Raw genomic sequence first — 12063 nt, forward strand, 5'->3', positions numbered from 1 at the left:
CAAAGAATAGCTCATGTTACAATAGATCCATAAGTTGGAATAGTGCGTGAACTAATTTTGATATTTACTCATGTGTCCGTTTACAAATTATAAACCGTTTTTACTTGGTATTTATATATTTCGAGGGGGTCCTGACATGTACAAAGTGTTGTTAGCAGATGATGAAGTGCTGGATCTAGAAGGAATGAGACAGTTTATTCCTTGGAATGAGCTGGGGTTGGAAATAGTGGGTGCCGTGAATAATGGGTTCTCGGCCTATGAACTCATACAACAACAACCTGTAGATATCCTTGTAACAGATGTACATATGCCGAATATGTCTGGTCTAGAGCTGGCACGACGCGCATTGGAACATAAACAAGATATGCGTATCATTTTTGTAAGCGGTTACCAAGATTTTCAGTATGTAAAGCAGGCATTATCCATGAATGCTTGTAGTTACGTGCTAAAGCCGATGGATGATGAGGAGCTTATCCAGTCTCTAAATAAAGTGACGAAGGAACTTAACGAAGATAGAAGGCGTAAAGAAGCGGAAGAGTCGTATGAAGTCATGCGCCCCATGGCCAAAAATGAATTGATGACTCGATTATTAGAGGGGGATTACAAGAGGCTGACTTTGGTTGAATTGGATAAATTGTCGAAATCGGTTGGACTGCACAAGCTTCAATGGCCCTTGCAGGTTGCTGTTGTCGAAGTAGATGATGCAAGCACAAGCGGCATATTTGGTACATATTCGTCAGAAGAGAAACTGCAATGGCAGCAGACATTTAGTCAGGACATGCAAGAAGTCTGTCAAAGCTGCGGCACGATACATAATTGTCAATTATCCAAACAACGGCTTGCTATTCTGATGACTAGTGAGCATGTAGCAGATTGTATGCATGCAATGGTGAATCATGTTCAGTCGAAATATCCGTTTACATTTACAGTAGGGATAGGTGAAGCTGTACATGAAGTAGACCAATTAAGTGTTTCTTATCAGCAAGCTATTGAGGCTGTCGAGGGTAAAATGTTCCTTGGAAAAGGAAAAGTCATCCCATATATGGATGTAAAGCGTACGCCTGAGATGGAAGATGCCCGAACGCTCGATATTCGAGTAGATGCGATGTGTCAAGCCATTTCAGAATATGATCTGGTGCGAATTCATGATGAGATTGATAATTTATTCCGCTCAGTTGCCAGTATTCGTTCTAAATTTACCGTACATAACCTAGCATTATATCTCGTTATGAAGCTGGATCAACATCTACAATCGATGGATGAGGATGTATTTCGCATGCTAGGTATGCAGCTTCATAATCTAGACATCCTCCAGAAGTTCGAAACGACGAGTGATATACGTTCTTGGCTTGTTCGGCAAGTGTTTTATATCTCGGAATCTTTACAACAAAAGTCTCTTTCTAAAAATAGTCGCTTGATTCGAGAAATTATTAAAGTCATGGAAGATAATTTGCATGAAAATATTGCGCTTAAAGATATCGCTCTTCAATTTTCCTTCTCCCCTAACTATTTAGGATTCCTCTTTAAGGAGGAAGTAGGAAAGTCGTTCAGTGAGACGCTGTTTCAATTACGTATGGAAAGGGCGAAAGAGCTACTCAAAGATCCTTCCATGAAAATTTACGAGGTGGCTAATCAAGTAGGTTATCGATATTTGCCGTATTTCAGTAGACAGTTCAAAGAAACGTACGGTACGACTCCAATGGAGTTCCGTAAGAAGTTATGAGGATGTGGAGAGGATGAGGGCTTTACAGCATCATCGAACAGGATATTTTCCGTTTGGTTACAAATTGTTAGTGACGTATGCCATATTCATTATTGTTCCTCTAATTGTCATTGGAATCGTATCCTATAGTATGTATGTTGAATCGGTGCGCAAGCAGACACAGACTACGATTCACGGTACATTGCAGCAAATTAAGGATAATATTCATTATCGAATTAATGATGTGATAAGGGTATCATCCACCATTTATTATGATTATAACTTAGCTGATGCGATTCGCTACTATGAAGAAGGCTGGGAAACGCATGAGAAAACAATTAAGATTATCGTACCTACCTTGCATAATGCCATTACTTCAACAAACTTGAAAATATGGGCGTCTGTTTTTTTTCATAATGAAACACTTCCAGAAATATATTATCAATCCTTCATGAATGAACAACCAGATGAGACTGGGCGAACCTATAACATTTTTCACACAAAACGAATAAAAGAACAATCTTGGTACCAGGAACATCCTGTTGAACAGTACAGTAGAACATGGGCGTGGAGACAAGTGCAGTCTGATGCTGATTTTGGAAGAATCTCTTTGCTTCGTAGAATCGTTGATATTCAGCAGCCCTTAGATATGAAAGAAATTGGATTTGTGAGAATTAGTATTAAGTTGTCTGATTTATTCGAAAGTGTCGATTACGCTAAAATTGGCGATGGAAGTATATTGACGGTTAGGGATAGATACGGAAATACTGTCTATCGTTCTGCAGCTAGTTCAGCCGAAGATCACTCACGTGTAAATGATGAAACGTTTATGACGATTGAAGAAGCGTTAGATGACGGTGGATGGGTATTAACCGCATCGATACCTACTACGATCGTAGAGCAAGACGCGAAGCGTATTCGAATGTTTACGATATGGGTAGGTCTTTCCTGCCTCATCATATGTACGTTCGCGGCTATTTTCATCTCTAGGCATTTTTCATTGCGAGTCAATAAATTAATTACCATATTGAATGCATTCCGTGAAGGGGACCTCCATAAACGAGTCCATTTACGCAACAAAGATGAATTCTCTGAAATCGGAAATGCGATTAATGAGATGGGAGAAAACATTGGGGATTTAATCAAAGAAGTGTATGTGACTCAACTTCAGAAGAAAGAAGCTGAACTAGAATCTTTACAGGCTCAGATCAATCCTCATTTCTTGTACAACACACTATCATCAATTAGTAGATTGGCCAAGTTCGGGGATACAGAAAGATTACATCAAATGGTGATGGGATTGGCAAAGTTTTATCGCTTAACGTTGAATGACGGTAGGACGAATATTCCACTAGCTACGGAACTAGAGCAAGCACAAGCTTATATTGAGATTCAGAAAATTAAATTCGGCGAACGGATGGACGTGCTATTTTTAATAGATAGTGATATATGGCCTTATCAAACGATTAAGTTAATCGTACAGCCGTTTCTTGAAAATGTATTCGAGCATGCATGGTGCGGGGATCGGATTCATGTTCGTATTGAAGTTCAATGTATGGAGGAGCAGATCAAAATTAGGATTATTGATGATGGCGTCGGAATGACAATGGAACGCATTAGTCATATTTTTGATTCGCAAGACCATGTGAACGGTGGGTATGGAATTCGTAATGTTCATCAGCGCATACGGTTGCAGTATGGTGAACAATATGGAGTTAACATTTTTAGCCGAATCGGAATCGGAACCGTTGTTGAAATCTCAGTTCCGGCTGTTAGACGATAATATGGTTATATATGTTTAAAGGTGTAGGTCTTTTCCGATTTGCTGACTGTACACATTTTTATGATTCTATCATTTATATGGAGGGCTGCTTCGTATGATGCGTCTATTTTGCTTATATGTACGACCGTATTTGATCCATCTCAGTCATAAAGCAATATGCGTATGTAAACGAATGAGCATGGTGACAGGCGATGTTACATAATAAACGAATCCGTATTCGTTCACTCGTTCTAGGCGGCTTCTTCATAATATGTGTTGCCGTTATTCTGATAAGACTTTTCTGGATTCAAGTCGTCAATTTTGAATTTTATGAAAAGCATAACAACAAGACTTGGGCTTATGAGGTTAAAATGCCTGCACATCGTGGTGATATTGTTGACCGCAATGGGAAGGTGCTTGCTGCAAGCGCACCATCTTATCATGTCGTACTGCATCCTGAAATGGTGAGAGATAACAAACGTGAAGCTGATGTTGCACGTGAACTATCACGACTATTAGGAACAACAGAGTCCAAGGTAATGGAGCTCGTTAATAAAAAAAAGACGCAAGTTGAATTACACCCACAAGGACGCAACTTACCTTATGACAGGCTGGAAGAGTTCAATCAAACATTTGGACAGTCTCGTATCCAAGGACAAGACATTGTGTTCTATGAGTACGGTGTGCGATTGCAGAGAGATACGAAGCGTTATTATCCCTATAATGAAACAGCTGCACATATTCTGGGTTATATCGATCGAGAAGGTAAACCGATTATGGGTGTTGAAGCTGAACTAGATAACATCTTGTCTGGCAAGGACGGCTCTGTAAAGGGACAGCGCGATCTCCGGGGTTATCCATTGCCGCAATCGAAGCCAGAAGTCGTTCAACCGAAAGATGGGCAGCAGGTTCAATTAACGATCGATGTTGATATTCAGAAAATTTTAGAGGATTCTATGCGAGATATGTTGCGGAAATGGAATCCAAAGTTTGCAGTAGGCTACGTCATGGATCCGAAGACGATGGAAATATTAGCGATGGCAAGTGCGCCGACGTTCAATCCGAATTCGTATTGGGATTCAGATCCGATACGAGATATGAAGAACAATGCACTTTACTCACGTTTTGAACCGGGATCAACTTTCAAACTTGTGACGTTGGCTGCAGCTGTGGAAGAGAAGAAGTTTAATGCTGAAGACAAGTTTCTATCTGGTGAAATTAAGGTCGGAGTTGATAGACTTCGTGATGTCAAAAGAGGTGGCTGGGGCACAATAGACTATTTAACAGGAGTTAAAAAATCAAGTAATGTTGGTTTCGTTAAAATGGGTCAGGCTCTTGGAGAAGATATGTTTATGAGCTATGCCGATGCTTTTGGCATGAATGGAAATACGGGGGTTGAATTAGGCGATGTAGCGGGTTTTGTCAGGTATAACCGACCAGTAGAATTTGCAACAACCACCTTTGGTCAGGGCGGCGTAGTTATTAATGGGCTTCAAATGACGTCTGCCTATGCGGCTGTTGCCAATGGTGGTGAATGGATGACACCTCAACTGATTAAGAGTGATATTCCACCTAGTGATAGCAATGAGCATAAGGATGAGCGTAGGCGAGTCATATCCGTTGCATCAGCTAAACAAGTGTCTGAGATATTAGAGGAGGTAGTACTTGATGGAACTGGGCAGACTGCACAAATACCTGGTATTCGAGTAGCGGGGAAGACAGGTACGGCCCAAAGACCAAAAAATGGCGGTGGATACTCCGATCATACATGGATGGTCTCCTTTGCAGGCTATGCCCCTGTTGAAGATCCAAAGTATGTCATTGGCATTTTTGTAGATGATCCGCAATTAGGCGGGGACTATACGCTGGCGAGCCAAGTTGCGATGCCTGTATTCAAGTCAACTATGGAGCGAAGTTTGCGTTTAAGTGGTGTAGTGCCCTCAACCGAAGAGAAGGCTAAGGCTGCTACCAGGTATCAACGTAAAATGCCGGATGTAACATCCAAGCCCGTTGGAGATGCGGTAAAGGCCATTCAAGCAGAAGGGATGAAGATTCGTCGATTCGGCCAAGGGGATAAGGTGTTGAAGCAATATCCATCCGCGCAAACAGCCCTTTCAAAAGGATCGACGGTGTATATTTTGACAGACAAGCCTGAAAATATTCCGACGCCTGTATTTGATGGGTTGTCGCTCCGGGATGTACTTGCAATAAGCTCCTTCCTCGGCATCAAAGTGCGTGTAGAAGGGGAAGGGTATGTGACTGAGCAGACAAAAATTTCATCAGAGGGTCAGCCGACGGAAGTGATGTTGAAGCTGGCATCTCGAACCGAAGCTGCACAAGCTCCAGATTCTGGTTGACAATAATGATGGGTAGTTGTTACAATCCCTCTTAATATTTTTATATCAATTTAAACATATAGAGACGGAGGGGCTTGCGATGCCGCATATTTTGGGCCAGAGGATTCGGTTAAGAGAGTATCGTAAAGAAGATATAGAAGAGATTCGCAAATGGGTAAATGACGGAACCGTTACCTCTGGACTTCATGATCTTTTTCAAGTACCCCAATCGATGAGTATGACAGAATCCTTTGTAGAAATGAGAATGAAACCTTCGCACAAGGAGTACGGCTTCGTTATTGCTGAGCTGGATTCAGAGGCTTACATTGGACAAGTCGATTTGCAGGTCGATTGGAACAATCGAACGGGTGCTTTTGGGGTCGTGATTGGTAATAAAGCTTATCATGGAGCTGGTTATGGTGAGGAAGCATTGCGTCTGTTGATGGTATTTGCTTTTGATCAATTAGGCTTGCATCGTCTGCAGCTCGATGTAATCAGCAACAATGAACGTGCATACCGCTGTTATATTCGATGTGGGTTTACAGAGGAAGGTCGTTTGAGAGAGCGAATATATCGAGACGGAATGTATCTTGACTTCATCGCTATGGGCATATTGCGTCCAGAATTTGATCAGGATGAACGGAACCAAGTATTTAGGAAACTGGCGGCTTGGAATTCACAAGCAACATAGGATATTTGCTATCATGTAAGGAAAAGAGGGAAGATAAGCGACAACTATTGTCGTATATCTTCCCTCTTTTTGTAGCTTCGTATGTGTAGTAAATATTCTAGCTGTTTGTTGCGAAGACGATACCGATGGTATTCGGTCCACAATGGCTTGAAATGACACAGCCTGTATACGAAGTGTACACATGCTTAGCCCCTGTTAGCAGCTTAAGTTGCTCTACCACATAGGCTGCATCTTCATCAGAATAGGAATGAGTCACGAATATCGTGTCATTATCCATTTGATTTTTCAAGTTCAATGGATTGCTTAGAAGCTGCTCCAGTGCTTTTTCGCGTTTACCGCGAACTTTGCTGGCTGCAATCATTTTTCCATCTACAACTTTAATAACTGGTCGAATACGCAGCAGTGTACCGATGATGTTCTGCAAGCTGCTGCATCTGCCACCTTTGTGTAAATAGTCGAGCGTATCGATAATGAATTCGGTTTCGATATGCTTTCTCATTTCTTGTATGTGTGCGATGATATCTTCTATGCTGTTTCCAGCTTCGGCCATGCGTGCGGCACGCAGTACTTGAATACCAATTCCTGTTGATAAATTCATGGAATCAATAACGTAAATACGGCCAGAATGTTCTTCAAGCATTTGAGCTGCGATGATCGCATTTTGAATGGTCGAAGAAAGCTCTGTAGAAAGGCCGATATAGATGATATGTTGTCCAGCTTTAACGAACGGTTCGAACTTTGCGACAAAGTCACCTGGAGATGGTGCAGCGGTTTTAGGCAGCTGACCTCCCTTGTCTACCATTTCATAAAGCTTGGCAGGGTCCATATCCACACCATCTTGGAACGCTTGATCACCGAATGTCACATAAAGGGGGACAATTCCGATATCATGTTGTTCAATTAGTGATGGTGGTAGGTCGCATGTACTATCAGAAAATATTTTGATCGATGCCATTGTTTAACCTCCTGCAGCAATCTGACAATCTATCTATTATATAATGAATTCTCTCATAAAGACATCGTTTCTATTATACTTCAATTCATCATTTCATTCACGCTTAAATATAGACCCTAATTATGGATGGGAAGACACTGATTGTATGTTAACTTATTTTAATTGCATGATCAAACGTTCTTGTTCGTTGCTTGACTGCTTAATCAGCGGTATACTGGTTCACGTATGCAATATTCTATGTGTGCAACGGTAATTGTAATTAGAGATGAAGAGACAACAGGAGATTATTTCAACAAGGGAGTCGGTTGGCTTATGAACCATGAACAACAAGCATTTAAAAGGATAATGTGGGGGCTAATTTTCTTAATTGATATACGGTTGTGGGGATTCTTGGATATCCTTCCCGATATATTTGGAATGCTATTAGTTTGGAAGTCTTTGTCTGAGTTGCAACAAACAGCTCCTTCCTTCTATCGCGCCAAGCGCTTTATGCCTGTAGTGCTCATACTGACTGGTTACGAGCTTATTGGGCCGTTTGTTGCAGGGGCAATGGGTCAACAATTATGGTTGTGGTCTGCGATTATTCAAAGTATAGCTATTTTGGCAACAAATATCTATTTAATCTGGCTGCTTAGTTCAGGAGTGCGTGAGTGGGCGAATAGCAGATCTTTATCAAAATTAGCGGATACAGCTAAGCGGCGAGGTTTGTTTTATGGGGTAGTTAACTTATTTGGTACAGTAATTATGCTGGCCTTTTCCATTGTTTCGCCATCCATATACAAATTGCTTGGACAACCAATGTCATTTTTGTATGTTGTCCTGACAGTTATGGTTATTGCATTGTTTAAACAAGCAGCTGCGATTGCAGCTGAAAAGTAAAGAGATATTGTATCCCCACTTTAACTAGTTACCTGAGACCATTCATGCTCTCATAGAGGTGATGAACAAAGCGGGGATTTTTTTATTGCCTAATAACCGAAAATTCGACAACAAGATATGATAAACAATTTCATTATTTTATAAATATAATGAAATTACATGATCCATATTCAAATTTGTCGCTATTGAATACTTATCATACGGAATAATAAACGTTCGAGAAGAGGGTGATGGTATGAATCATTATTTGTTCTATCGTAGAAGTCATCTCAATTGTTACAGGATTTCAGTTGCTCATCTTTTAATTAATTGTGGACATCAAGCAGAACATCTTTTTTATAATTCCTATGAAAGTGCTGATAAAATATACAAAGAACTACTAGAAGAGAAAAAGGGATTTTGGCTTTTTACTATGGAATGCCTTGAGGACAATGACCTTTTGCAAGTAGGCGTAAAGTTTACTGATTTCGAAGGTTCATCTATTAGTGGAGCTGTACAGTTTATAGAATCGAATTTGCATGATGGAAATGTCGTGTTCGCTGGATTAAAGCCAAAGTATTTCCCAGAGCTTCATTTTATGGATGGAGAATCTACGCATTATATGATGATAGAGCAATTTGTGAATCGTGAACATGCTGTATTAAATGATATTCGACATGTTGCTGGTGAAACGTACGATGCTGAATTTGTGCTCAATGTTGTCAGTCAATTAGAGTATCCGCTGTTTTCTATGCGTGTGCAAGACATCGAGTTCTCTCCTGAATCAAAACAATTATTCCTCAATAGAGCGATACAGCAAATTATGCAGGAAAATGGAAGCAGTAGGTTGTTTGATAAAGCTGTAGAAATGATTAAGCAGCTGCCGCATGTAAGTATGGAAGAAAGGAAAGAAATTTTTCAAACTCTGTTGCAGTTGTTTGTCGTTCTATGTGGCTCAAGATATATGTTCTCCTGTTATGTAAAACTTCTTCAAGTTCCCTCGTATGTGACAGATATGCTGCATTACTGTTCCGATCTGGCGGAAGCCCTTAAAAATGTAATTATCAAAAAAGAAGCACAAATCCATATTTTAAAACAGTCTGTACAAATCGATGATGTAATTGAAAGATTGGATTGGTTGCGAGAATATGAGCGATTAACACTACTTGTTTTGAAAAAAGAAGTAGCTAAGGATATCGAGGCATCCTCATGGAACAAGCCCGAGCAATTAGTAAATGGTCCGTCTCAATTAAGAGCGCTGTCAGTCACGAGCGATAGTGTTGCTATTGAATGGGGAGCATCGATGTTGGCTGATCACGTCATAGCATTTGAAATTGTTATAAATGACATGGTTTATGAAACTAGAGTAACAAGATTCAAATTTCAGAACTTAAATCCGGATTCAGACTATCGTATCGTAGTTAGATCAAAAGATATTTACGGAAACGTGTCGCAATTGCAAGCAGAGATTGAAGTGAGAACAGAGCCTAACTTACTAGGGAAGGATTGGGCCCTAAATAAAGCAGTATTAGCATCATCCGTTGAACCAGGCTTTGATGGCATGACTTTTCCAGCCAGCCATGTGGTAAATGGAAATAGTTCAACAAGATGGAGCAGCGAATTCTCTGCACCACAGTGGCTTTGTATTGACTTAGAAGAGAAAGTTGCAATCTCACGCGTTGTTGTTCAGTGGGAGTATTCTTTTGCAACGAAGTATGAAATCCAAGTGTCTGCTGATAATGAAACATGGTCAACGATAAGTACAAAAGAGAAAGAGAGAAGAGAAGGTGAAGAAGAGGTAGAAGTGAGCGAAGAGGTCATTGTTTGCAATGGAGAGGGGAGATATGTTCGCATCCTCATGTTAGAAAGGGAAACCACCTATGGCTTTTCAATATGGAATGTACATGTATATGGACAAAAGGTAGCAAGCGAGTCGTTATGCGAGGTTTAGTTCTCATGAGAAAAAGTGAGAAGCGTAACTTCCGTCATTCAGTAATGTAGCGATTATTTGAATGACGGAGTATCTTTTTCTCTATTGTTGCTGCTCCCAATGAGAAAGCACGAATAAAGCGGGAGAATTCCAATAGACAGCTACTTCATTGGTGGCGTAGCTGTCTTCATGATCGATAAAGCATTGAGCAGGTGGCAGACCTTGAAGTCTTTTCTTTGAGATGTCATCATGTAAGCCGGCATTAGGCCCGCCACTAACAAGGCCAGGCACAGGGCTATTAATATCGTCGGCAATACTTGGGCGATAATGCGGATGTTGGACAGAATGATCTCCAAAGCCTGTTACAAAGCTTAAATCCAGTGAATTACGCCCTAATAGGTAATGAACATGATTCAATGCCGCTGCTTCGTATCGTTTGTCTTTAAAAAAGCGATAGGCTATTAATAACAGCATTGCGTTGTTCATCACTACTTTATTGCTGCCCCAAATGTACTCATCTTTAAGCAATGAAATGCCATGTCCGTCTGTTGTGCTTTTCCAGAGCATATAATCAGCTTCCTTTCGAAGGTCGCTCAATAACTGCTCGTATAATTCAAGATCGGTTTGTGTTGAATTGCTAAGAAGATAGGCTAAGCTGCCATATCCACCTATATTTGACCAACATAGCCCAAACTTATGAAACGGTTCTTTGTGGATAGTCAAAAGCGCGTGGTGATAAATAGGATCATGTGTTGTACCGTACAATTCGCAAGCTGCCCAATAACGATCGTCAATATCTTGTTGATCACTGTAATCGCCAGTGGCTATGTCAGGCGGATTATGGAATGCAATTACATCTGGATTGTTCACTAACCAGCCCCATGAAAGAACAGCTGCTTGTTTACACTTATGTGCAAAATCAGCGTCAAAAGGTTGATAGATTCGCGCAGCCTTCGCCATTACTGCTGCAAAGCAACCAGTTGCTGTTGACGAGATGGGGGAAAATACAAGAGGCTCTAGATCATGCTCTGGCAAAGTGCTAAGTGGAGGGAACTGATGTGTAGTAAGTTTGTGAAACACTCCTCCGGACGGGTCTTGCATTTTAAACATCCAGTCTAATTCCCAACGGCATTCATGTAGTACATCTGGGATGATTCCATCTGTCTCTGGAATAGGAGTAGGACGATTAAATGCACTCGGATACAGCTCGTAAGCAAGTAGTAGATCTGCAACAGCTTTAGCTCCGGGAACTACATATTTTCCGTAGTCGCCAGCATCATGCCAACCTCCAGAGCAATCCAATAGCTGTTTATGATTGTCATAAACGAATCCCTTCGCTAGATGGCAGGCACTATGGTGCCAAGGACCAGCGAATTCTGGTGTAAGTTCTTGCCCACAGCGAAAATAATAGAACGCTTTTAGCAGTCCATGATGAAGTTCGGTATAAGGACGCTGGAGGATTGAAAATGTGGCGGAAGTCACGCTATCCATTTCATGTCGTATATAGAATCTACCAACGTCGTTCACGGCGCTAAAATCACCGAAGGCGACCATGTGACCGCTAGCATCATCATTTTTCAATGGACCGGTTTGTCCAGTAAAGACAATTTCCCCACTACCTTCTTCGATTACTTGAAATGTTCCTTCTTTCGTGAAAACAGCATGTTTATTGCTATAGAGAGGATAACCAATCTGGTTAACAGTAATGCCGCGCATCGTACTACGAGTCATGGGATGAGGCTCCTTTCTGCTTTTAACTTCCAAGTAATTGAAGAAAACTGATCTTATTATAGCTTAAAATTCCTATTTATTGCTTCTTATATGTTACA

The 12063-nt window shown here is 40.9% G+C and carries 8 protein-coding genes; 6 read left to right on the forward strand and 2 right to left on the reverse strand.

The window, feature by feature from the left end:
• Positions 1–136: 136 nt before the first annotated feature.
• The 4 genes from FPZ44_RS06345 to FPZ44_RS06360 all read left to right on the forward strand — a co-directional run bounded on the left by FPZ44_RS06345 (position 137) and on the right by FPZ44_RS06360 (position 6491).
• A complete protein-coding gene (locus FPZ44_RS06345) occupies positions 137–1723 on the forward strand; it encodes a response regulator (RefSeq protein WP_144988415.1) in 1587 nt (528 codons plus the stop codon).
• 13 nt (positions 1724–1736) lie between these two features.
• Positions 1737–3485, forward strand: a complete 1749-nt coding sequence (locus FPZ44_RS06350) for a cache domain-containing sensor histidine kinase (RefSeq protein ID WP_144988417.1) — start codon at positions 1737–1739, stop codon at positions 3483–3485.
• A gap of 191 nt (positions 3486–3676) precedes the next feature.
• A complete protein-coding gene (locus tag FPZ44_RS06355) occupies positions 3677–5821 on the forward strand; it encodes a penicillin-binding transpeptidase domain-containing protein (protein WP_144988419.1) in 2145 nt (714 codons plus the stop codon).
• A gap of 79 nt (positions 5822–5900) precedes the next feature.
• Positions 5901–6491: a GNAT family N-acetyltransferase gene (locus FPZ44_RS06360; protein ID WP_144988421.1), complete on the forward strand. Its 591-nt coding sequence runs from the start codon at positions 5901–5903 to the stop codon at positions 6489–6491.
• Positions 6492–6588: 97 nt separating this feature from the next.
• Here FPZ44_RS06360 and FPZ44_RS06365 read toward each other — a convergent pair whose 3' ends face one another.
• On the reverse strand, positions 6589–7446 hold the full coding sequence (locus FPZ44_RS06365; protein WP_144988423.1) for a DegV family protein: 858 nt from the start codon (positions 7444–7446) through the stop codon (positions 6589–6591).
• A 312-nt stretch (positions 7447–7758) separates the two neighbouring features.
• Between FPZ44_RS06365 and FPZ44_RS06370 the strand changes: the two genes are divergently transcribed.
• Together FPZ44_RS06370 and FPZ44_RS06375 are read left to right on the forward strand one after the other, a co-directional pair.
• A complete protein-coding gene (locus FPZ44_RS06370; protein ID WP_144988425.1) occupies positions 7759–8325 on the forward strand; it encodes a hypothetical protein in 567 nt (188 codons plus the stop codon).
• Between the two features lie 235 nt (positions 8326–8560).
• Positions 8561–10255: a discoidin domain-containing protein gene (locus FPZ44_RS06375; protein ID WP_144988427.1), complete on the forward strand. Its 1695-nt coding sequence runs from the start codon at positions 8561–8563 to the stop codon at positions 10253–10255.
• 81 nt (positions 10256–10336) lie between these two features.
• On the opposite strand, the gene FPZ44_RS06380 is transcribed toward FPZ44_RS06375, so the two are convergent.
• Positions 10337–11965 carry a glycoside hydrolase family 9 protein gene (locus FPZ44_RS06380; RefSeq protein ID WP_144988429.1) on the reverse strand — a complete coding sequence of 543 codons (1629 nt, stop codon included), beginning with the start codon at positions 11963–11965 and terminating at the stop codon, positions 10337–10339.
• Between the last annotated feature and the right edge of the window lie 98 nt (positions 11966–12063).

This window comes from Paenibacillus agilis (assembly GCF_007786455.1).
In the GTDB taxonomy this organism is placed as follows: Bacteria; Bacillota; Bacilli; order Paenibacillales; family Paenibacillaceae; genus Paenibacillus_B; species Paenibacillus_B agilis.

What these genes read in the sequence shown, in the direction of transcription:
- FPZ44_RS06355 (WP_144988419.1), top strand. Translation starts at nt 3,677, where the DNA reads ATGTTACATAATAAACGAATCCGTATTCGTTCACTCGTTCTAGGCGGC.
- FPZ44_RS06380 (WP_144988429.1), bottom strand. Translation starts at nt 11,965, where the DNA reads ATGACTCGTAGTACGATGCGCGGCATTACTGTTAACCAGATTGGTTAT.
- FPZ44_RS06365 (WP_144988423.1), bottom strand. Translation starts at nt 7,446, where the DNA reads ATGGCATCGATCAAAATATTTTCTGATAGTACATGCGACCTACCACCA.
- FPZ44_RS06345 (WP_144988415.1), top strand. Translation starts at nt 137, where the DNA reads ATGTACAAAGTGTTGTTAGCAGATGATGAAGTGCTGGATCTAGAAGGA.
- FPZ44_RS06350 (WP_144988417.1), top strand. Translation starts at nt 1,737, where the DNA reads ATGAGGGCTTTACAGCATCATCGAACAGGATATTTTCCGTTTGGTTAC.
- FPZ44_RS06370 (WP_144988425.1), top strand. Translation starts at nt 7,759, where the DNA reads ATGAACCATGAACAACAAGCATTTAAAAGGATAATGTGGGGGCTAATT.
- FPZ44_RS06375 (WP_144988427.1), top strand. Translation starts at nt 8,561, where the DNA reads ATGAATCATTATTTGTTCTATCGTAGAAGTCATCTCAATTGTTACAGG.
- FPZ44_RS06360 (WP_144988421.1), top strand. Translation starts at nt 5,901, where the DNA reads ATGCCGCATATTTTGGGCCAGAGGATTCGGTTAAGAGAGTATCGTAAA.